The 21180-nt window shown below is 73.0% G+C and carries 21 protein-coding genes; 4 read left to right on the forward strand and 17 right to left on the reverse strand.

Annotated elements, in window-relative coordinates:
* Window positions 1–56 precede the first annotated feature (56 nt).
* The 5 genes from AC2A1K_RS15355 to AC2A1K_RS15375 form a co-directional block, all read right to left on the reverse strand.
* Window positions 57–1709, reverse strand: a complete 1653-nt coding sequence (locus tag AC2A1K_RS15355) for a GMC family oxidoreductase (RefSeq protein ID WP_483897173.1) — start codon at window positions 1707–1709, stop codon at window positions 57–59.
* A 7-nt stretch (window positions 1710–1716) separates the two neighbouring features.
* Complete coding sequence (locus AC2A1K_RS15360; protein WP_483897174.1) at window positions 1717–2358, reverse strand: gluconate 2-dehydrogenase subunit 3 family protein; 642 nt, start codon at window positions 2356–2358, stop codon at window positions 1717–1719.
* 31 nt (window positions 2359–2389) lie between these two features.
* Window positions 2390–3889, reverse strand: a complete 1500-nt coding sequence (locus AC2A1K_RS15365) for an aldehyde dehydrogenase family protein (protein ID WP_483897175.1) — start codon at window positions 3887–3889, stop codon at window positions 2390–2392.
* A 95-nt stretch (window positions 3890–3984) separates the two neighbouring features.
* Entirely contained in the window at window positions 3985–5385 is a 1401-nt protein-coding gene (locus AC2A1K_RS15370) for a phenylacetate--CoA ligase family protein (RefSeq protein WP_483897176.1), read from the reverse strand.
* Window positions 5382–7115, reverse strand: coding sequence for a thiamine pyrophosphate-binding protein (locus AC2A1K_RS15375; RefSeq protein ID WP_483897177.1), 1734 nt, complete (start codon window positions 7113–7115; stop codon window positions 5382–5384). The genes AC2A1K_RS15370 and AC2A1K_RS15375 overlap by 4 nt, the downstream gene beginning before the upstream one ends.
* Before the next feature lie 255 nt (window positions 7116–7370).
* Between AC2A1K_RS15375 and AC2A1K_RS15380 the strand changes: the two genes are divergently transcribed.
* Window positions 7371–8054: a GntR family transcriptional regulator gene (locus AC2A1K_RS15380; protein WP_483897178.1), complete on the forward strand. Its 684-nt coding sequence runs from the start codon at window positions 7371–7373 to the stop codon at window positions 8052–8054.
* Window positions 8055–8240: 186 nt separating this feature from the next.
* On the opposite strand, the gene AC2A1K_RS15385 is transcribed toward AC2A1K_RS15380, so the two are convergent.
* The 6 genes from AC2A1K_RS15385 to AC2A1K_RS15410 form a co-directional block, all read right to left on the reverse strand.
* Window positions 8241–8756 (reverse strand): gamma carbonic anhydrase family protein, encoded by a 516-nt coding sequence (locus AC2A1K_RS15385; RefSeq protein WP_483897179.1) that lies wholly within the window; start codon window positions 8754–8756, stop codon window positions 8241–8243.
* A gap of 14 nt (window positions 8757–8770) precedes the next feature.
* On the reverse strand, window positions 8771–10051 hold the full coding sequence (locus AC2A1K_RS15390) for a deoxyguanosinetriphosphate triphosphohydrolase (RefSeq protein WP_483897180.1): 1281 nt from the start codon (window positions 10049–10051) through the stop codon (window positions 8771–8773).
* Window positions 10048–10713, reverse strand: coding sequence for a YdcF family protein (locus tag AC2A1K_RS15395; RefSeq protein WP_483897181.1), 666 nt, complete (start codon window positions 10711–10713; stop codon window positions 10048–10050). The genes AC2A1K_RS15390 and AC2A1K_RS15395 overlap by 4 nt, the downstream gene beginning before the upstream one ends.
* The gene (locus AC2A1K_RS15400; RefSeq protein ID WP_483897182.1) at window positions 10710–11705 is read right to left on the reverse strand and encodes an XdhC family protein; all 996 of its coding nucleotides are present in this window, start codon (window positions 11703–11705) and stop codon (window positions 10710–10712) included. The genes AC2A1K_RS15395 and AC2A1K_RS15400 overlap by 4 nt, the downstream gene beginning before the upstream one ends.
* A 199-nt stretch (window positions 11706–11904) precedes the next feature.
* On the reverse strand, window positions 11905–13332 hold the full coding sequence (locus tag AC2A1K_RS15405; protein ID WP_483897183.1) for a glycine--tRNA ligase: 1428 nt from the start codon (window positions 13330–13332) through the stop codon (window positions 11905–11907).
* 91 nt (window positions 13333–13423) lie between these two features.
* Window positions 13424–13756: an antibiotic biosynthesis monooxygenase family protein gene (locus AC2A1K_RS15410; protein ID WP_483897184.1), complete on the reverse strand. Its 333-nt coding sequence runs from the start codon at window positions 13754–13756 to the stop codon at window positions 13424–13426.
* Between the two features lie 104 nt (window positions 13757–13860).
* Between AC2A1K_RS15410 and AC2A1K_RS15415 the strand changes: the two genes are divergently transcribed.
* Genes AC2A1K_RS15415 through AC2A1K_RS15425 form a run of 3 tightly spaced genes read left to right on the forward strand, consistent with a single transcriptional unit; the run spans window position 13861 to window position 14956 of the window.
* Entirely contained in the window at window positions 13861–14166 is a 306-nt protein-coding gene (locus tag AC2A1K_RS15415) for a DUF6703 family protein (RefSeq protein WP_483897185.1), read from the forward strand.
* Window positions 14163–14537, forward strand: a complete 375-nt coding sequence (locus AC2A1K_RS15420) for an ArsR/SmtB family transcription factor (protein WP_483897186.1) — start codon at window positions 14163–14165, stop codon at window positions 14535–14537. The genes AC2A1K_RS15415 and AC2A1K_RS15420 overlap by 4 nt, the downstream gene beginning before the upstream one ends.
* The gene (locus AC2A1K_RS15425; protein ID WP_483897187.1) at window positions 14534–14956 is read left to right on the forward strand and encodes a Fur family transcriptional regulator; all 423 of its coding nucleotides are present in this window, start codon (window positions 14534–14536) and stop codon (window positions 14954–14956) included. The genes AC2A1K_RS15420 and AC2A1K_RS15425 overlap by 4 nt, the downstream gene beginning before the upstream one ends.
* A gap of 112 nt (window positions 14957–15068) precedes the next feature.
* On the opposite strand, the gene AC2A1K_RS15430 is transcribed toward AC2A1K_RS15425, so the two are convergent.
* The 6 genes from AC2A1K_RS15430 to recO form a co-directional block, all read right to left on the reverse strand.
* Window positions 15069–17021, reverse strand: a complete 1953-nt coding sequence (locus AC2A1K_RS15430; protein WP_483897188.1) for a BCCT family transporter — start codon at window positions 17019–17021, stop codon at window positions 15069–15071.
* A 131-nt stretch (window positions 17022–17152) separates the two neighbouring features.
* Window positions 17153–17896: a TIGR03943 family putative permease subunit gene (locus tag AC2A1K_RS15435; protein ID WP_483897189.1), complete on the reverse strand. Its 744-nt coding sequence runs from the start codon at window positions 17894–17896 to the stop codon at window positions 17153–17155.
* A gap of 7 nt (window positions 17897–17903) precedes the next feature.
* Window positions 17904–18905 carry a permease gene (locus AC2A1K_RS15440; protein WP_483897190.1) on the reverse strand — a complete coding sequence of 334 codons (1002 nt, stop codon included), beginning with the start codon at window positions 18903–18905 and terminating at the stop codon, window positions 17904–17906.
* 102 nt (window positions 18906–19007) lie between these two features.
* Complete coding sequence (locus tag AC2A1K_RS15445; RefSeq protein WP_483897191.1) at window positions 19008–19418, reverse strand: hypothetical protein; 411 nt, start codon at window positions 19416–19418, stop codon at window positions 19008–19010.
* Window positions 19415–20194 carry an isoprenyl transferase gene (locus tag AC2A1K_RS15450; RefSeq protein WP_483897220.1) on the reverse strand — a complete coding sequence of 260 codons (780 nt, stop codon included), beginning with the start codon at window positions 20192–20194 and terminating at the stop codon, window positions 19415–19417. Before AC2A1K_RS15450 ends, AC2A1K_RS15445 begins: the two co-directional genes overlap by 4 nt.
* 68 nt (window positions 20195–20262) lie before the next feature.
* On the reverse strand, window positions 20263–21129 hold the full coding sequence (gene recO, locus AC2A1K_RS15455; protein ID WP_483897192.1) for a DNA repair protein RecO: 867 nt from the start codon (window positions 21127–21129) through the stop codon (window positions 20263–20265).
* Window positions 21130–21180 lie beyond the last annotated feature (51 nt).

Genomic DNA, 21180 nt, shown 5'->3' on the forward strand with positions numbered 1-21180 from the left:
GGGGTGACAACGACATGTCTTCTCCTCGCGTGTTCCCCCCGGAACGGGAACGCGAACTACATCGTCGGCGCGTCCGCGTTGCTCGGGGTCGTCTTCTGCGCGGCGATGTGGTCGAAGTTGCGCAGGATGTACTCACCGGTGCGCTGCGACAGCGCGCCGATCGTGCTCGTCGGGTTGACGGCGGCGCCCGTGGTGAGCGTGCTGCCGTCGACGACGAACAGGTTCGGGACGTCCCACGTCTGGCACCATTTGTTGAGCACCGAGTCGCCCGGGTCGTTGCCCATGCGGCAGGTGCCCATGAGGTGCCAGCCCGGTGGCGGGTAGAGCACGCCGGTGTCGTTGGTCTCGACGGCACCGACCGCGCGCGTCGCCTCGAAGATCTTGTCGATCCCGTACTCGGCGAGCGCGATGTCGTTCGGGTGGAGGTTGTAGTCGACGTGCGCGGCCGGCAGGCCCGACGAGTCCTTCACGTCGGGGTCGAGCGTGACGCGGTTCGACTCCACCGGCAGGTCCTCGCCGAACATGAAGACCATGAGGTGGTTGGCGAAGTGGCCGTCGAAGAACTCGCGGTGCTTCTCGCCCCACGGCGCCGTGTAGCCGGTGTGCGTTCCCATCGCGGCGTAGGCGGGCCCGAAACTGCGCGCGACCTGCATGCCGAAGCCGTTGACGAATCCCCGGCTGACGTCGGTGTGATAGAACTCGTGTGAGTAGAGCGGCGCGCCGAACGCACCCTTGAAGCCCTCGATCGGTTCGTCGAACCACGAGTCGCAGAACGCGAACACGTGGTGCATCAGGTACTTGCCGACGATGCCGTTCGAGTTCGCCAGGCCGTCGGGGTGGCCCTTCTGCGCGCTCTGCAGCAGCAGCCGCGGCGACCCGATACCGTTCGCGGCCAGGACGACGATCTTGGCGCGGATCCCGTGCCGCTCGCCGGTGACGCGGTCGAGGTAGGTCGCCCCGGTGGCCTTGCCCCCCTCGGCGTCGATCGTCTCGACGCGCGCGTTCGTGCGCAGGTCGGCGCCGTGGCGGATCGCGGAGGGCCAGTGGGCGTTGGCCGGGGTGGACAGCGAGCCCGTCGGGCTGCCCGAGAGCTCGTTGCCCATGGCCTGGTCGGCCTCGCGGTTCTCCCGCGGCACGGTGATGATCGCGTTGTCCGAGGGCCACCAGTGCCAGCCCAGGTCCTTCGACGCCTTCGCGTACTTCAGGCCCAGCTTGCCGGGCAGCACCTCGGGGTCGCGGACGGCCTGCTTGCGGTCCGGGTAGGACGGGTCACCGATGCGCCCGGAGATCCCGTAGATCTCGTCGTTCTCGTCGTAGAACGGCGCCAGGTCCTCGTAGGAGATCGGCCAGTCGATCGTGCCCTCGAGGCCGTGCTCGGTGCCCTTGCGGAAGTCGACCGGCTTGTAGCGTGGCCAGTGGCCCGCGTAGTGCACGGTCGAGCCGCCGACGTTGTTCATCATGTACGGCGTCGTCGTGCCGGTGACCGGATAGTCCTCGGGCAGCTGGCGCACGTTGGGGTCGTAGGCCCACCCGCGCTGCTTCTCGAGCTCCCACTCGTCGTGGTAGTGCGGGTGGTCGGTCGGCTTGACCCACGGGCCCTGCTCCAGGCAGGTCACCTTCACGCCGGCCTTGGCCAGCTTCAGCGCGATGCCGGCGCCGCCGGGCCCCGCGCCGATGATCAGGACGTCGGTCTCGGAGTATGCGGCCATGGTTGCCTCACTTCGTCCAGGACAGCTGGGAGAGGTCGACGCGGACGACCTCGTCGGTCTCGAGGTAGGAGCCGTTCTCCTGCGCAGCCGTCAGCAGCTCCTCGTCCCACGGCTCGGTGGTCTGCAGGTAGCCGTAGGGCAGCGGCGGGCCGTGGTAGTCGCGGCCGGCGGGCAGGTTGCGGTTGATCGCGAGCGTGACCACCGGACGCGAGTAGTAGCCGTAGTAGACGAGCGCCCGCAGCTGCTCGAACAGCGGGTCCTCGGCCTTCTCGAGCCCGGAGATCGCCGCGGTCCTGTCCGCGACGGAACCGTCCACGAAGGCCTGCCCGAGCCGGTCGAGCCCGGCCTTGAACTCGTCCTCGCTCGCGAACGGGAAGTGCTTGTTGCGGTAGCCGCTCGGCGTCACGTAGCGGCCCACGAACGTCACGAGGTCCTGCTCGCTCGCGGTCGGCCAGTCCGGGTGCGGCGGGATCAGCGTGTCGGCGGCCGCCCTGATCACGGCCGCCTGGGTGTCGCTGAAGGCGATCGGGTTCGGCAGGCCGCCCAGGCGGGGGCGGCCGGTCTCGAAGAAGCCTCCCGCCTCGCCCGGCGTCGCCGTGGTCTCCGGTGCGCCGTACGGTGCGGGCTTCTCTCCCAGAGCGTTGTTCACGAGGTACTCCCCTCTGCTGGTGAAGGTGCGTCTACAGCGGAGCCCCGGCCCAGTCGGTGGCCGAACGCAGCGGGTCGAGGTTGACGGCGACGTGCTTGACCTGCGTGTAGCCGTGGACGGCCTCGAGGCCCTCCTCGCGACCGGTGCCGCTCTGCTTGTGACCGCCGTGGGGGGTCATCGGCAGCTCGCCGAACCAGTCGTTGATCATCACGCCGCCGACCTGCAGACGGCGGGCCGTCGAGAGCAGCGGGGTGACGTCTTTGCCGAGCAGGACGGCGAACAGGCCGTAGATCGAGTCGTTGACCGCGTCCACGAGCTCGTCCTCCGAGGACCACGTGAACACCGACGCGACCGGCCCGAAGATCTCTTCCTTCGCGATCCGCGCCGAGGCCGGGACACCGGTGAACACGGTGGGCTCGACGAAGTAGCCGCCCTCGTTCGTGCCCGCCGGGCGCCCGCCCCCGTAGAACAGCGTCGCCTCCGACTTGCCGATCTCGATGTACTCGGTGACCCGGTCGTACTGCTTGCGGGAGACCAGCGGGCCCATCTGCGTGCCGTCGGCGAACCCGTCGCCGACCTGCGTCTGGTCCAGGCGGGCGGTCAGCTTGTCCAGGAACGGCTTCTCGACGTCGGCGTGGACGAACAGCCGGGTGCCGGCGACGCAGACCTGACCGGTGTGCGAGCAGAAGCCCTGGACCGCGGCCTCGACGGCCTCGTCGAGGTCGGCGTCCGGGAAGACGATCGTCGGGCTCTTGCCGCCCAGCTCGAGGTTGACCTGCGCGATGTGGTCGGCGCCGAGCTTGGCGACCTGCTTGCCGGTCTCGGTGGAGCCGGTGAACGTGATGCCCGCGACGTCCGGGTGTGCGGCGAGCGCGGCGCCCGCCTCACCGCCGTAGCCGGTGACGACGTTGAACACGCCGTCGGGGAAGCCCGCCTCCTCGACCAGCTCGGCGAACTTCAGGGCCGACAGGGACGTGTCCTCGGCGGGCTTGACCACGCAGGTGTTGCCGAGCGCGAGCGCCGGCGCGCACGAGCGCACGAGGATCAGCAGCGGGTAGTTCCACGGGACGATGTGGGCGGTGACGCCGAGCGGCTCGAGGATCGTGAACGAGAGCTTGTTGCCCGGCACCTCGATGGTGCGGCCGCCGACCTTGTCCGCGAGGCTCGCCCAGTAGTCGAGCCAGAGCGGGATCGCGCCGACCAGTTCCTGGGCCTTGGCCAGGTAGTGGCCGGAGTCGAGGGCCTCGAGGCGCGCGAGCTCGTCGGCGTTCTCGGTGACCTTCGCGGCGAGCGCCCGCAGCAGGCCGGCGCGCGCGATCGCGTCGGTGAACTGCCAGTCGACGGCCGCGGTCTTCGCGGCCGCCACGGCGCGGTCGACGTCGGCGGAGTCGCCGCGCGGGACCTCGCCGATCGCCGCGCCGGTGTTCGGGTCGACGGTCGGGAACGTCGACGAGGCCGACACCCACTCCCCGCCGATGAACATCTGCGCGTGCTCGGCGGTGCGGGTCGTCGTGTCGAGGGTCAGGGACATGGAGGGGCCACCTCGCTGTGGGGTGTGCTGGACGGGTCCGTGTGGGTGATGTGAGCACTTTCCGGGCCCCTGGGCCCGGAAAGTGCTCACAGGGGTCAGCGCTTCGTGTGCTCGCGCTCGTCGACGACGCGGCGGGACTTGTGCTCGGCCCGCTCGAGGGTGTTGGCGTCGACGGACTCGAAGGTCACGCGGATGCCGAGGAAGGACTGCAGTCCGGAGCCGATCGACTTCTCGAACTCGGAACGCCGCCCCTCCGGCAGCGTGGTCTCGGCGCGGACGATCATCTCGTCCATCGAGCCGGTGCGGCGCACGACGATCTGGTGCTCGCCGCCGTAGTCGGCGACGCCGCGCAGGTAGTTGTCGACCTCCGTGGGGTACACGTTCTCACCCCGGATGTGGATCATGTCGTCGATCCGGCCGTAGACTCCGTCGGGCAGCTTCGGGTACGTGCGCCCGCAGGGGTTGTCCTCCATCACCCAGCGGGTGAGGTCGTTGGACGCGAGCCGGATCATCGGCTGCGACGTGCGCTCGAGGTGCGTGTAGACCGGCGTGCCCTCGCAGCCGAACGGGACGGTGCGGAACGTGTCCGGGTCGCAGACCTCGTGCCAGACGATGTCCTGCCAGAGCAGCATGCCCTCCGGCGTGCCCGCCGTGGCCGACGCCGACATGAACGGCGTCATCTCCGCCATCGTCCCGCAGTCGATCACCGTCGCGCCGAACGCGTCCTCGATCGCCTTGCGCACGGCCGGCACCGACGCGCCGGGCTCGCCGGAGAAGAACATGACCCTCAGCCCGAACTCGCGCGGGTCGATCTTCTCCTGCTCCGCGACCTCCGCGAGGCGCAGCGCGTACGACGGCGTCGCGTAGAAGGCCGCGGGCCTGGTGCGCGCCAGCCAGGTGACGGCGCGGGCGGTCATGCCCTGGGCCCCCGCCCCGAACGGGAGCACCCGGCAACGCAGCCGCTCGGCACCGGTCATGGCCCCCCACGAACCGAGGTAGAGGCTGAAGAGCGCCGCGACGAACACCGTGTCGCCCGGACGGACGCCCATCCCCCACAGGATGCGGGCGTGGTTGTCGGCGATGACCTCCCAGTCGCGCCGACCCATGGCGAAGGCCGTCGGCATGCCGGTGGTGCCCGACGTGCCGTGGATGTGGTGGATCTCGGACTCCTCGCAGCACAGGTAGTCGCCGAACGGCGGGACGTCGTGCTGCGAGGCCCGCATCTCGTCCTTGCTCACCACCGGGACCTGCTCGAAGGCCTCGAACGACGTGATATCGGCGGGCTTGAGGTCGGCCGCGTCCCACTTGCGCCGGTAGAACGGCGAACTCGCGTAGGCGTACGCCATGACCTCACGCAGCCGCACGAGCACCGCGGCGTTGCGCTCCTCGGGATCCATCGTCTCGCGGTGCGGGAACCAGTACGGCGACGACGGGTCGGGCAGGTAGCTCTGGTCGTAGCCCGCCGGGAAGTGCCACTCCTCCATCTGCGCGCTCATCGGGCCCTCCTCCGCTCGATCTCGGCGTCGTTCCAGGGCGTGAGGGCCTGGTAGTCGGGCACGAAGCCCAGGCCCTTGTCGGCGTCGGGCGAGGGCGCGTCGCGACTGGTGAGGACGTCGACGACGGCCGGCGCGTTCTCCAGCGCGCGGCGCAGCGCGTCGGGCAGGTCGGCGGGATCGGTGACCCGCTCGCCGTGGGCGCCGAGGCTGCGGCCCAGCGCCGCGTAGTCGGAGAACGCGAGCTCGGTGCCGACGACCAGCCCGTAGTTCTCCTGCTGGTCGTAGCGCTCGATGTTCCACGCGGCGTTGTTGGAGACGATCACGACGACCTTCGCGCCGTGCCGGACCGCGGTGTCGATGTCGGTGGCCGTGATGCCGAACGCGCCGTCGCCGGTGACGGTCACCACGGGCCGCTCCGGGTACGCGAGCGCTGCGGCGACGGCGAACGGCGTGCCGACGCCGAGGCAGCCGAAGGCGCCGGGGTCGAGGTAGCGCGCGCAACGGGTGATGCCCAGCCGGGCGAACGAGAGCAGGTCGCCGCCGTCGGCCACCATGATCGTCTCGCCGAGGTCGAGGCTCTCCGAGCCGTCGAGCGCGTCGAGCGCGGCGAAGACGCGGTTGGGGTGCATGAGGCCGTCGGAGCCCGCGGGCGCCTCGGCCATCGCGGCCTTGTACTCCGCGCTGCGCTTCTCGTGCTTGGCGCGCAGCTCGTCGCGCCAGCCGGTGTCGGGGGTGTGGCCCGCGAGCGCGGTGGTGAGCGCGCCCAGCGCGGCGGCCGGGTCGGCGAGGATCTCGACCTCGCCGCGCCGGTTGTCGATCAGCTCGCTCGCCGTGTCGGCGATCCGCACGACCCTCGCGTTCCGGAACACCGCCGGTGACCCGAACCCGAGCTGGTAGTCGAGCTGGCGTCCGACGGTGATCAGCAGGTCGCAGTCGCGCATGACGGCCGAGCGCGCCGAGCCGACCCCGGCGGGGTGGTCGGCGGGGACGAGGCCGCGCGACTCCTGGGTGTCGAGGTAGGCCGCGCCGCTGGCGTCGAGGAAGCGCACCAGCTCGCGCCCGTCGGTGACCCGAGCGCCGCGCCCGGAGATGACGGCGGGCTTGCTCGCGTGGCGGACCAGCTCGGCGACCGCGGTGACGTCGTCGGGGTGGGGCTGGGGGCGGCGGCGGGGCTTGGCGCGCAGGTGCTCGTCGGTGACCAGCGCCGGCGGGACCTCCTGGCGCAGGACGTCGGTGGGGATCTCGACGTACACCGGCCCCGGCTCACCGCGGTCGCCGGACGCGCGGGCCCAGGCCTCGTCGAGCTCGCGCAGGACCTGGTCATGCTGGCGCAGCGTGCGGGACAGCCGCGTCACCGGCGCGAGGATCTCGGTGTGCGGGATGTCCTGCAGCGGGCCCATGTTGGCCTGCGGGCGGGGCGGGCAGCCGCCGAGGAGCAGCAGCGGGACGCGGCTGATCGAGGCGTTGGCGACGGCGGTGACCGTGTTGGTGACGCCGGGCCCGGCGGTCACGAGGGCCACGGCGGTCTCGCCGGTCAGCTCCGCGTGGGCGTGGGCCATGTGCACGGCCGAGCCCTCGTCGCGGACGTCGACGATCTCGACGCCGAGCCGGGCGAGCTGGTCCCACACCGGCTGGATGTGTCCGCCCTGCAGCCCGAACACGCGCCGAACCCCGTGGTCGCGGAAGAACCGCGCCACCAGGTCCGCGACCGGTGCTGACCCCTGGGCCATCCGTCCTCCTCGTCGTCGTTTCAGTGATCCGGGCGCGGACGAGCCGTGCGAGACCGTGAGCCGGGACACTCCTGCGGCAGCCCCGGTGACCCACACCACGTGATGCAACCCACGCTCACAGTGCCGCATTCTGAATTCAGAAGTCAAGAGCCACACCGGGAACCCGTCCCCGGCCAGGCGCTAACCTCGGTGGTCGACCGTTCGAGCCGCAGGATCTCCGAGGAGGCCGCCCGTGCCGAGCCCGGAGTGCCGGCGATGACCGCGCTGCCGACCCCTCCGTCCCGCACGGAGCAGGTGTTCGACGCGATCGTCGACGACATCTGCACCGGGAAGCTGACCCCCGGCACCCCGCTGCGCCAGGAACAGCTCGCGGAGCGCTTCAACGTGTCGCGCCAGCCCGTGCAGCAGGCGCTGCTGCTCCTGCGCAACCAGGGCCTGGTGCGCGAGTTCGGCCGTCGCGGCCTCGAGGTCGCTCCGCTCGACCGCGAGTTCGTCAGCCACCTCTACGACCTGCGCGAGCTCCTCGACGGCTACGCCGCCCGGCTGGCCGCCGAACGGCGCACCGACCCGTGGCTGGAGGAGATCTCCGGGATCGTGCGGATGGGCGAGCAGGCGTTCTCCGAGCGCGCGTTCGCCCGGATGATCTCCGCGGACGTCGAGTTCCACCGCGGTGTCGTCGAGGCCGCGGGCAATCCGCTGCTGGTCGAGAGCACCGCGGTCATGTGGCGCAACGTCCAGCGCGTGATGGGCGAGGTCCTGCTCCAGGGCGGCTCGCCGGCCTGGGTGTGGGAGGACCACGCCGCGATCCTCGACGCGATCACCCGCGGCGACGCCGCCCACGCCGAGGAGCTCGCCCGCCGTCACGCGGCCCACGGGGAGCAGCTCATCCTGGACGCGATGGGGCCCTCGGAGGACGACGACCGGGCCGCGGGCGGCTAGCGACGGGCGTCCCGCAGGGGCGGTGTGACCGTCCCGCGGCTCGTCGTGCGGGTCGGCGGCCCGGCGCGACGCCTGATCCTCGGGCGCCGACCACTCCGTCGCGTGGGGCGACGACGAGTCGGACGCCGCGACGCGCCTGCGCCGCGCGTGGCCCGCTGGTGCCCGACGGCAGCGCGAGCTCCGGGGTCAGGCCGTGGCGTCCCGGTGGACGCCCAGCAGGTAGCGGTACGTCGCGGCACTGGCCGCGATCATGGCGCGCTCGTCGTCGGTGACCTCCCGGCGCACCGTGCCCGGGACGCCCGCGACGAGCGAGCCCGGCGGCACCGTCACGCCCTGGGGGATCACCGCACCCGCCGCGACGACCGACCCGCGCCCGACCGTCGCGCCGTTCATGACCACCGCGCCCATCCCGATCAGGCAGTCGTCCTCGACCGTGCAGCCGTGCACCACGGCGCGGTGGCCGACCGTCACGTTGTCGCCGATCGAGGCGGGGAAGCCGGGGTCGGCGTGGACGACGGTGCCGTCCTGGACGCTGGTCCCCTCCCCCACGGTCACCGACTCCGTGTCGGCGCGGACCACCGCCGTGTACCAGACGCCGGTGTCGGTCCCGATCGTCACGCGGCCCGCGACGACGGCGCCCGGCGCGACCCACGCGCCGTCGGCGATCGTCGGCGTGTGACCGAGGACGGTGATCAGCGGCAAGTTCGGGCTTCCTCTCAACCAGCTACGGGACGTGTCGCGCGCAGGCGCGCGCACCAGCGCTCGGCACCGGCGTCGGTGAGCACCGCGACCTGGTCGACGACGACCCGCAGCCGCGCGGCGTCGTCGGCGGCAGCCTCCCACGCGGGCACGAACGCGGGGTCGAGGGCCTGCGGGGCGGCCGCCACGAGCCGCTCGACCAGCTCGGTGATCAGGTCCCGCTGCTGCGCCTGTACCGCGAGCCGGGCCGGGTCGCTCATCACCCAGCGCAGCGCCGCGGCCTTGAGCACGGCGACCTCCGCCCCGACATCCGCCGGTACGACGAGATCCGCGTCGTGCCCGGCGGGGACGGCGTCGTCGCCGAGCGCGTCGCGGGTGGCGTCGACGGTGCTGGACACGAATCGCCCGACGAGCTCGCTGGTCAGGCGCTTGAGCGCGGCGGTGGCGGCGAGCGAGCCGTCGTGCTCGCCGTGGGCCGCGGCCGCGCGGACCGCGGGCATCTCGGCGAGCACCCCCGCGGCGTCCTCGAGCTGGGCGCGCGACGCGGCGGAGAAGGCGTCGGCGGCGAGGTCGGCGAGCGCGGCGCGCTCGGTGGGGCGTCCCAGCCAGGCCAGCACGATGCGCCCGGCGAGGATGCCGTCCTCGAGGTCGTGCACCGAGTAGGCGATGTCGTCGGCCCAGTCCATGATCTGCGCCTCGACGCAGCGGCGGTCGGGCGGCGCGCCCTCGCGCACCCAGCCGAAGACCGCGAGGTCGTCGGCGTAGACGCCGAACTTGCGCAGCCCGTCGCGCCGCGGCCACGGGTACTTGAGGCAGGCGTCCAGCACGCCGCGGGTGAGGTTGAGTCCCCGGCACGCGTCGTCGTCGAGCACCTTGGGCTCGAGTCGCGTGAGGATCCGCAGCGTCTGGGCGTTGCCCTCGAAGCCCCCGCAGTCGGCGGCGAGCGCGTGCAGCGCCCGTTCCCCGTTGTGGCCGAACGGGGGGTGGCCGATGTCGTGGGCGAGCCCGGCGGTGTCGACGACGTCGGGGTCCGGCCCCCGAGACCCAGCACAGAGGTCCTCGGCCATGCCGCGGCCGATCTGGGCGACCTCGAGCGAGTGGGTCAGCCGGGTGCGGGGCACGCCGGTGACCGCGGCGTCCTCGTCGGGGCCGACGACCTGGGTCTTGCCGGCGAGGCGGCGCAGCGCCGCGGAGTGCAGCACGCGGCCGCGGTCGCGCGCGAACGGCGAGCGCAGGTCGCGGCCCGGCTTCGGGGCCTCGTCGAACAGCCGGGCCGCGCGGTGCTCCCGGGTGCTCATCCCAGGCCGGGGTCGGAGAAGTCGGACGACCCGTGGGTGAGGTGGTAGTAGATCAGCGCGCCGGTCTCGCGGACGATGTAGCGCAACTGGGTCTCGCGGGTCTGCACGACGGGACCGCGCTTGGTCGGCGACGTCGTCGCGTCGAGGCCCACGTCGTCGGCCATCGTGCGCGAGCGCAGCGAGTGCCACGGGTCGCTGACCAGCACCGCCGAGCTCCATCCGCGCTGGTCGGCGACGGCGGCGACCGCCTCGAAGCTCTCGAAGGTGTCGCGTCCCTCGTCGACCGGCAGCAGGGCCTGGCCCGGCACCCCGTTCTCGACGAGCCACTGCTCGCCCGCCTGTGCCTCGGTGAACGCGTCGCCGGCCGCGGCCCCGCCGACGGTGATGATGCGCGGGGCGACGCCCTCCTCGTAGAGCTCGAGCGCGTGCTGCAGGCGCGCACGGAAGACCGGTGACGGGCGGCCGTCGTACTGGGCGGCGCCGAGCACGACGATCATGTCGACCGGCTGGCGCTCGTCGACGCGGCCCAGCTGCCACACGCGGATCGCGGTGCCGCCGACCAGCAGGAGCGCGACCACCATCGCGCCCACCACCACCCGGGGCGCCCAGGCGGCGGCGGTGCGGGCGGTGGTCGGGGAGGTCGGGCTCGTACCGCGGTTCATGCGCCGATCGGTCCCGCGGCGCGACCGAGCGCCGACGGGTCGCGCCCGCTGCGGACCGCGAGGACCTCGCCGACGATCGACACGGCGGTCTCCGCGGGCGTGCGCGCGCCGAGGTCGAGGCCGACCGGCCCGTGGATGCGCCCGAGCTCGTCCTCGGTGACGCCGGCGGCGAGCAGGCGCTCGCGCCGGGCCGCCTGGGTGCGCCGCGAACCCAGGGCGCCGAGGAAACCGCGACCCTTCAGGCCGGTGCGCAGGACGGCGTCGAACGCGGGGTCGTGGTCGAGCAGCACGAGGACGTCGGCGTCGGTGAACGCGGCGACCGCGGCGTCCGCCTCGGCCACGGTGTCGGCGCGCTGCGACGCCCAGCCGAGCACCCCGGCCTGCGCGGCCAGCGCCTCGGCGATCGCCCCGCCGCCGACGACGGTGATCGTCGGCACGGGCACCCAGAGGTCGACGAGGACGTCGACGCCCTCGATCGTCGTGCGGTCGGTGGCCGTCGCGCCCCGGCGCAGCAGGCCGCGGGCGTGGGCGAGCGCGGCGTCGTCGACGGCCTGGTCGCCCAGCGTGCCGACGGCGGTGTCGAGCTCGCCGCCCGTGGCCGCCAGCGACGCCGACCCGTCGGCGCGCGAGACCAGCGCGGCGGGGCTGCCGCCCGCGAAGGCGTCGGCGAGCGCACGGGCCGGCGCGGCGTCGAGGGGGTGGCCGAGCAGCGTGGCCCCGCCCGCGCAGGCGAGCCCGGCGGCGACGGCGGCGTCTTCGGCGACGTGCGCCTCGACGGTCGACGGGCGGGCCCTGGCCTCCGTCGCGAGCGCCGCCGCGCGGTCGTCCAGCGCGCCGCGCAGCAGGACCCCACCGAGCGACCCGTCGGCGCCGGCGACGAGCATCTGACCGGGCTCGACGGTGCCGAACCCGTGCCGATCGAGCACGCGGACGACCGCCCGCGCCTCGTCCCCTCGCGCCAGGACCGCCGCCACGTCCGCCAGGTCGCTCACGTGCTCCAGGGTAGGCGAGGCCCCGATCCCTTCCGGCTCGCCGGGCCCGAGCGGTTCGCAGCGAACGCGCTGTTCGCTGCTTCTATGCGCACGAACTCCGCGTTCGCGCCCTGACTGATCACCGCGCGCCGATCGCGAGCGGGGACATTGCGCGCATAGAAGCAGCGAGATACCCGTTCGCTGCGACAGGCCGAGAACCTCAGCAGCCGATCAGGCGGGCGGCGAGGTAGGCCTCGAGCTGGTCGAGCGCCACGCGCTCCTGGGTCATGGCGTCGCGGTGCCGGACGGTGGCGGCCTGGTCGTTCAGCGAGTCGAAGTCGACCGTGACGCAGAACGGGGTGCCGATCTCGTCCTGGCGCCGGTAGCGGCGGCCGATGGCGCCGGCGTCGTCGAACTCCACGTTCCAGTGCTTGCGCAGGGTGGCCGCGAGGTCGCGGGCGACCGGCGAGAGGTCGGCGTTGCGCGACAGCGGCAGCACCGCCGCCTTGACCGGTGCGAGGCGCGGGTCGAGGCGCAGCACCGTGCGCTTGTCGACGCCGCCCTTGGCGTTCGGGGCCTCGTCCTCGGTGTAGGCCTCGAGCAGGAACGCCATCATCGGGCGGCCGACGCCTGCGGCGGGCTCGATGACGTAGGGCCGGTAGCGGGAGTCGGTGGCCTGGTCGTAGTAGCTCAGGTCGACGCCGCTGTGGTTGGTGTGGGTCGTGAGGTCGAAGTCGGTGCGGTTCGCGATGCCCTCGAGCTCGCCCCACTCCTGGCCGGCGTTGAACTGGAACTTGTACTCCACGTCCACCGTGCGCTTGGAGTAGTGGGAGAGCTTCTCCTTCGGGTGCTCGTAGTGCCGCAGGTTCTCCGCAGCGATGCCGAGGTCGGTGTACCAGCGGGTGCGCTCGTCGATCCAGTACTGGTGCCACTGCTCGTCGGAGCCCGGCTCGACGAAGAACTCCATCTCCATCTGCTCGAACTCGCGCGTGCGGAAGATGAAGTTGCCCGGCGTGATCTCGTTGCGGAAACTCTTGCCGATCTGGCCGATGCCGAACGGCGGCTTCTTGCGGGCCGCCGACATGACGTTGGCGAAGTTGACGAAGATGCCCTGTGCGGTCTCGGGCCGCAGGTAGTGCAGGCCCTCCTCCGACTCCACCGGGCCGAGGTAGGTCTTGAGCATCATGTTGAACTCGCGCGGCGCGGTGTACTCGCCGCGCACGCCACAGTTCGGGCACGGCACTCCTCCGAGCTCGTAGCCGACCTTGCCCTCGGCGTCGACCGTCTCCAGCGACGGGCCGCCGGTGCGCTCGGAGAAGTCCTCGGCGAGCTGGTCGGCACGGAAGCGGCGGTGGCAGTTGGTGCACTCCACCAGCGGGTCGGTGAAGACGTCGACGTGGCCCGAGGCGACCCACACCTGGCGCGGCAGGATCACGCTCGAGTCGAGGCCGACGACGTCTTCGCGGCCCGTGATCATCGACTTCCACCACTGGCGCTTGATGTTGTCCTTGAGCTCCACGCCCAGCGGGCCGTAGTCCCAGGCCGAGCGCGTGCCTCCGTAGATCTCACCGGACGGGAAGACGAAGCCGCGGCGCTTGCACAGGTTGACCACGGTCTCGATACGGGCGCTGCCGGTGGGGGTGGGCACGGTGGTACTCCGGAACTCGCAGGGAACGCTGGTCGTACGGGTGCACCCAGCGTAGCGAGCGGATCCGCGCCGCCGGACCACCGGAGCGGGGTCAGCGGTCGGTGAGCAGGCTCGGGTGCTCGGTGACGCCGTCGGGCCCGGCGACGAGCGCCCGCTCGTGGGCGGCGGGCTCGTCGGTGCGGGCCTCCGAGAGCAGCGGGACCACGTGCTCGCGCACGTCGAAGGGCTGCAGCGCCTTGCGGTAGGCGGTGACGGAGGTGAAGCGGGCGACCAGGACCCAGCTCTCCGGCTGCTCGATCGCCCGCCCCAGGTCGACGCCCTCGCACCCGGGCTGCGCGGTGAGCAGGGCGACCGCCCGGCGCGCGCGCTCGAGGAACGCCTCCGTCTGCGCGGCGGTGGGCGCGAAGCGGCAGACCAGCAGCATCCCGGGCGTCCTCCCCTCGGGTCGACAACGGATACCATTATCGGGAGATGTCGTGCCGGGGCGCAGACCCGGGGCGACGCGGAGCCGACGGCCGGGAGGCAGCCGTGAGCGGTCGCGGACCGGGGCGGGCGCGCACCCCCTTCGCGGGGCGGCGCGGCCGGGCGGTGCCCGGCGACGGGCCGCTCGCGCGCGTGCCCGCGGTGGCCGTCTTCGCCGTCGTCATCGTCGTCTTCGCCGCGGGCGTGTTCGTCGGCGGCGCGACCGGGGCGGTTCTGCTCGGTCTGCTGGCGCTCGGGGTGGCGGGGCTGCTCGCCGCGACCTGGCCGCGCCTGGGCCCCGGCGAGCGCGCGGTGCGCGTGCTCGTCCTCGCGGTGCTCGTGGCCCTCGCCGTCGGGCTGGTGCTGCGATGAGCGCGCCCCGGGCCGGGACCACGACTCCCGGGCACCTCCACGAGGACACCCCCGCCGACCTGCCGGCCCCGGGCCCCGACACGCCGGGGTCGACGTCCCTCGCCGCGGCGGGCGACCTGCTGCGGGCCCTGGCGGCGCCCGTGCGGATCGCGATCGTGCTGCAGCTGCGCAGCTCGCCGCGCTGCGTCCACGAGCTGGTCGACGCCCTCGCGGTGACCCAGCCGCTGATCAGCCAGCACCTGCGCGTACTCAAGGCGGCGGGCGTGGTGCGCGGCGACCGGCGGGGTCGCGAAGTCGTCTACCGCCTGGTGGACGATCACCTCGCACACATCGTCGTCGACGCGGTCGCGCACGTGGAGGAGGAGTCGTGACGGCATCCGGCTCGCGCACGCCCTCGGTCCCCGGGCTGCGCGCGACCCGGCAGCGCGCCGCGATCGCCGAGCTGCTCGACGAGCTGAGCGACTTCCGGTCCGCGCAGGAGATCCACGAGGAGCTGCGGCGCCGCGGGGAGGGCATCGGGCTCACCACGGTGTACCGGACGCTGCAGGCGCTCGCCGACGCCAACGAGATCGACGTGCTGCGCACGGGCACCGGTGAGGCGTCGTACCGCCGGTGCTCCGAGCACCACCATCACCATCTGGTCTGCCGCGTCTGCGGGAAGACCGTCGAGGTGGAGGGCCCTGCCGTCGAGCACTGGGCCGACCGGATCGCCGCGCAGCACGGCTTCGTCGAGATCTCGCACACCGTGGAGATCCTCGGCGTCTGCGGCGACTGCCGCGCCGCGGGCTGACGTCCCTCTCACCGAGGAGCAGCGAGGGAGTCCCTCCTCCCCGCGAGCACGCGGGAACGCCGAGAGCCGGGCCCCGGCTGCGGGGACCCGGCTCTCGATCGGTGGTGCGCTGCTACTCGCGGTCGGCCGACGGGCGTCCGGCCGTCTCGGCCGTGGCGCCGGGACCGGTGTCGACGACTTCGGTGCCGGCCGGGTCGTCGTCCTTGGGTACCGTCCGCTTCCGGGCCGCGGCCTGGGCCCGCGCCTCCTGCGGGTCCTCGGGCACGGCCGGGGTCTCCCCGGTCGAGAACGGGTCCTGCACGCCGTAGACCTCGGCGTAGGTCGGGCCCGTGGACTCGCCGGCGGCCTTCTGCCGGTTGCTCGAGGCCGGGAAGGCCTGGACGCGCAGGTAGAAGTCCTCGCCGTGCTTGTCGGTGCCGTGGTCGATCGCCTGCTCCATGACCTCGAGTCCCTTGCGCTCACGCAGGATCACGGGGTCGTGGTTGAGGTCGCGCATGAAGGCGACGCACAGGAACACCATGATCACGACGAACGGGGCCGCGACCAGGATGGTGAGGCTCTGGAGGCCGGACAGCGCGTCCTCGCCGCCGACGAGCAGCATGATGATCGCGACGGCGCCCATCGTGGCGCCCCAGAAGATCACGACCCACCGCGACGGCTCGTCGGTGCCGCGCTGCGAGAGCGTGCCGGTGACGATCGACGCGGCGTCGGCGCCGGAGACGAAGAAGATCGCCACGAGCACCATCACGAGCAGCCCGGTGAACGTCGCCCAGGGGTAGGCCTGGAGCACGGCGAACAGCTGGGTCTCGGTGTCCGCCGCCGCCGGGTTCAGCCCCGCCTGCTGCTGGCTGATCGCGGTGCCGCCGAAGATCGAGAACCAGACGAGGCTCACGAGGCTCGGCACGAGGATGACGCCGCCGACGAACTGGCGGATCGTGCGGCCACGGCTGATCTTGGCCAGGAACATGCCGACGAAGGGCGTCCAGGAGATCCACCACGCCCAGTAGAAGACCGTCCACGAGCTCAGCCACTCGAGCATGGCCTCGCCACCGGTGGCCTCGGTGCGCCCGACCATCTCGGCGAAGTCGCCGAAGTAGGCGCCGAGGGCGGTGGGCAGGAGGTCGAGGATGATCACCGTCGGGCCGACGATGAACAGGAAGAACGCGAGTACCCCCGCGAGCACCATGTTGATGTTCGACAGCCACTGGATGCCCTTGGCGACACCCGAGACGGCCGAGAGCACGAATGCCGCGGTGAGCACGATGATCAGCGGGACGAGCACCTCGTTGCCGGCGTCGGGCAGGAAGCCCGTGGCGTCGAGCCCGCCGCCGATCTGCAGGGCACCGAGGCCCAGCGAGGCCGCGGAGCCGAAGATCGTCGCGAAGATCGCGATGATGTCGATGACCCGACCCGGCGTGCCGTTGGCGGCCTTCTCGCCGATGAGCGGGATGAACGCCGAGCTGATCAGCTGGCGGCGGCCCTTGCGGAACGTCGAGTACGCGATGGCCAGGCCGACCACGGCGTAGATCGCCCACGGGTGCAACGTCCAGTGGAACAGCGAGGTGGCCATCGCCGTGCGCAGCGCGCCGACCTGGTCACCGGGCACGACCGAGCCGGGCGGCGGCTCGGTGAAGAACGAGAGCGGCTCCGCGACGCCGTAGAACATCAACCCGATGCCCATGCCGGCGCTGAACATCATGGCGATCCACGAGACCGTCCTGAACTCGGGCTGCTCGTCGTCACGCCCCAACCGGATGCGACCGAAGCGGCTGAACGCGAGCCACAGCGCGAAGACCACGAAGCCGGTGGCGGCGAGGATGAAGCCCCAGCCGCCGCCTCGGATGACGCCACTGAGCATGGTGCTGGACACCGAGCTGAGGCTGTCGGTGCCGATCACACCCCAGCCCACGAAGATCACCGCGAGCGCGGCGCCGACACCGAACACGACCCAGTCCGTGCCGTGCTTGCGATCGGCGGCGCTCACCGCCGGTACCTCCGGGATGTCCGAGTCACCCCCGGACGATCCGGCCGGTGGTCCCGGCGGTGATGAGAGATCTTGTGTCATGGCGAGTCGCGCCTCCCAGGCCTCGAGAGACGCCCCTCCTCTCCGGATCGTCAGCGGACGCCGAGTGTACGTCTGGTTGCAGCGGGTTCATCCCGCTTTCGGCCCTTAGCTGTCGGTACGGCGTGTTCGGGTCAGTATTCGTACACCGGTTCGGGTGTGGCAACCGGCGACCATGATGTCACCGACAGTGTCGGCACGTGTCCGTCGACCGCACGTCCTGTCCCGGCGACGACACGTCCACGCACCGCCACCCAGCGGTCGCCCCCGTCGCCGCCCAGGCCCTCGTCGCGCAGCCGTCCGGCCGGGTCGGCGAGATGGACACGCACGGTCGAGGCGTCGGCCGCACAACATGTGATCACGAGCCGGGCGAGGTCGATGGGGGCGGCCCCCGGTGGCGGGTTCCGCGCCGGCACGAGGAAGCCGACGACGGTGACGTCGCGGCCGGTCAGCGGCCCGTACGGATCGGCGGCGGTGCGCGAGACGACGTCGAGCAGCCCGAGCGTCGGCGCGTCGCCCGCGGGCAGCGGGTCGTCGTCGGCGACCGCGGCCACCGGAGCCGCGCGGGCCCCGACCCCGCCGACGGCCGCCGACCCCAGCGCGGGCGGCACGACGAGCAGCAGCGCGAGCACCGGGAGCACGAGCATCCACGCCGACGGGCCGGCGCGTTCGGCGTGCCCGTGCCCGTCCGCCGCCGCCTGCCCCCGCAGATCGCGCCCGATCCCCACCACGGCCACCGCGATGAGCACGACGCCGGCCGCGAGTACCGGGAGCGCCGACCAGGGCCGCACATAGCGCAGGTAGGACCCGTCGAGAACGATCTTGACGAGCACCCCGCCGACGAGCACGAGCAGCACGTGCTGGGTATCACGGCTCATCGCGGCATCACCCGGGGCCCTCGAGCACGAGCAGCCCGGCCGCGACCGCGCACGTCACCGCGACCACGAACGTCAGCGGGGCGAAGCGCGCCGCGAACGCGCGGCCGAACGCCCCGGCCTGCAGGGCGACGAGCTTGACGTCGACCGCGGGCCCGACGACGAGGAACACCAGGCGCGGCAGCAGCGGCAGCGCCGACAGCGACGCCGCGACGAAGGCGTCGGCCTCGCTGCACAGCGCGAGCAGGACCGCGAGCAGCGCCATCACCGCGCACGCGAGCACCAGGTGGCCGGCCAACCCGTCGAGCCAGGACGCGGGCACCACGACGGTCATGACCGCCGCCGCGAGGCCCCCGACGACGAGGAACCCGCCGGCGTCGACCACGTCGCGGCGCACGGTCTCGGCGAACACCGCCCACCGCGGCGTGCCGTCGTCCGGCGGCGGCCGGCGCACCCGGGCCGCCATCCACTCCGCACGCCCGTATCGGGTCCACAACCAGCCGACGCCGACCGCGGTGGCCGCGGACCCGAGGAGCCGCGCGCCGACCATCTCGGGGTGGTCGGGGAACGCGACGGCGGTGGCCACGAGCACCACGGGGTTGATCGCCGGCGCAGCCAGCAGGAAGGCGAGCGCCGCGGCCTCCGGCACGCCCTGTCCGACCAGACGGCGGGCGACCGGCACCGACGCGCACTCGCACCCGGGCAGCACCATCCCCGCCGCTCCGGCGACGGGCACCGCGAGCGCGGGCTGCGCGGGCAGCACCCGGCGCAGCGCCGCGGGCGAGACCCACGCCGCGAGGGCCCCGGACAGCACCGTGCCCAGCACGAGGAAGGGCAGGGCCTGCACGCACACGGCGACGAACACGGTGGCCGCCGTACGGACGACGCCGACGTCGAACAGGCGCATCAGCGGGCCCTGCAGCGCCGTCGCCGCCAGGAGCACCCCACAGAGCACGACCAGCGAGGTCGACCCACGCGCGGGGCGTGCCGTCGTCGATCGCGGGGAGCTCACGGGTCGTGATGTTCCCACCCGTGCCGCTTCGTGCCGAGGACCCGGCTCCGACCCTGGGGACGCGAACGGAGGATGGGGACGGCGGACGGGGGAACGGCCCGTTCAGTCCTTCCCGACCAGGTCCTCCCGGACCTGCGCGGCCGTCGACACGACCAGCATGAGCAGCGTGCCCAGTGGCCCGACCGCGAGGCCCTCGGCGGGGAACGCGTAGCGCAGGGTCACGTCCCACCCGTGCTCGGTGGCGACCGCTCCGAGGGTGCCGAACAGCCCCTGGCCGGCGCGTTCGGCGACCTGCCGGGGAGTGTCGACGTCCTCGAGGTCCCAGGCGACGACGCACGTCAGGCTCAGCACGGCGAGCCCCTCGACGAGCTCGACGCCCTGGATCGCGCACGGCACGCCGGCGTGGCGGAAGGACAGCGCGCCGTCGTCGTCCACGTGCACGTCGACGAACTGCTCCATCGCCTCCCGGGCGATGATCAGCAGGCCGGCGGTGGTGGCGGCCTCACGGCTCACGAGGTTCCGGTCCCTTCCGAGCGGTCCATCGCGCCGCCGTAGCGACGGTCGCGCCGGGCGTAGATCTCGCACGCCTCCCAGAGGTGGCGGCGGTCGAAGTCGGGGAAGAGCGTGTCGAGGAAGACCATCTCGGCGTACGCCGACTGCCAGAGCAGGAAGTTCGACGTCCGCTGCTCCCCCGAGCTGCGCAGGAAGAGGTCGACGTCGGGCATGTCGGGCTCGTCGAGGTGGCGGGCGAGCGCCTTCTCGTCGATGCGCTCGGGGTCGATCTCACCGCGGGCCGCGCGCCGGGCGAGCTCCTTCGCGGCCCCGACGATCTCCGCGCGCCCGCCGTAGTTGACGCACATCGTGAGGGTGACGACGTCGTTGTCCTTCGTCATCTCCTCGGCGGTCTCGAGCTCCTTGATCACACTGCGCCACAACCGCGGCCGCTGCCCGGACCAGCGGACGCGGACGCCCATCGCGTGCATCTCGTCGCGCCGGCGGCGGATCACGTCGCGGTTGAACCCGAGCAGGAAACGCACCTCGTCGGGGCTGCGGCGCCAGTTCTCGGTGGAGAAGGCGTAGGCCGAGATCCACTTGACGCCGATGTCGATGCAGCCGCGCACGACGTCGAGCAGCTGGCCCTCGCCCTGGCGGTGGCCCTCGATCCGCGGCAGGCCCCGCTGGTTGGCCCAGCGCCCGTTGCCGTCCATCACCAGCGCGACGTGGTCGGGCACCAGCTCGCGCGGGATGTCGGGCGGGGTCGCGCCGCTGGGGTGCGGCGTCGGCGCCATCACCGTGGGGTCGTCACGTCCCCGCAGGTGACCGGACGTGCGGCCGCGGGCGGGGCGCAGGCGGGGGCTCACAGGGGGACTCCCGGTGGCGACCGACGGGCACCTTCGGTCGGCTCTTCGGGGCGAAGGTGCCCTTCGCTCGGATCGTCGGCGAGCTCGACGTCCCCCGGCGCGGCGAGGTCGACGCGCGGGACGCCGCCGCGGCGGTCGACCAGCGGCAGCGAGCGCAGGGTGCGCTCGAGGTGCCACTGCAGGTGGGCGGCGACGAGGCCGGCGGTGTCACGGCGGGCGGCGGCGTCGGTGTCCTCGGCGGTGTCCCAGTCGCCGTTGCGCAGCGCCTCGAGCAGGCGCCAGGTGGGGTCGGCCGGGACGACGGCGCCGGACGGACGGCAGTGCTCGCACACCGCGCCGCCGGCGGGCACCGAGAAGCGGCGGTGGTACGGCGCGCCCTCGGCGCCGCAGCGCGCGCACTCGGTGATCGCCGGCGCCCAGCCCGCGATGACCATGGCGCGCAGCAGGAAGGCGTCGAGCACCAGGTAGGGGTCGCGCGTGCCGCCGGCGAGCCCGCGCAAGGCGCCCACGAGCAGCAGGAACAGCTCGCGCGCCGGCTCACCCTCCTCGGAGGTGAGCCGGTCGGCGGTCTCGAGCAGCGCGCACCCCGCGGTGTAGCGCGGGTAGTCGCCGGTCAGGGCGCCGCCGAAGGCGTCGAGGGTCTGGACCTGCGTGACGACGTCGAGGCTGCGTCCGGTGTGCAGCTGCAGGTCCACATGGCCGAACGGCTCGAGCCGCGCGCCGAACCGCGAGCTCGTGCGTCGCACGCCCTTGGCCACCGCGCGGACCTTGCCGTTCCGATGGGTCAGGAACGTGACGATCCGGTCGGCCTCGCCGAGCTTCTGCAGCCGCAGCACCACCCCGGTGTCGCGATAGAAGCCCACGTCCTCATGGTCGCACTCCACCGGCGCCGGGGGTGCACCACCGGCCGCAGG

This window comes from Actinomycetospora sp. 2LY8.5 (assembly GCF_057180585.1).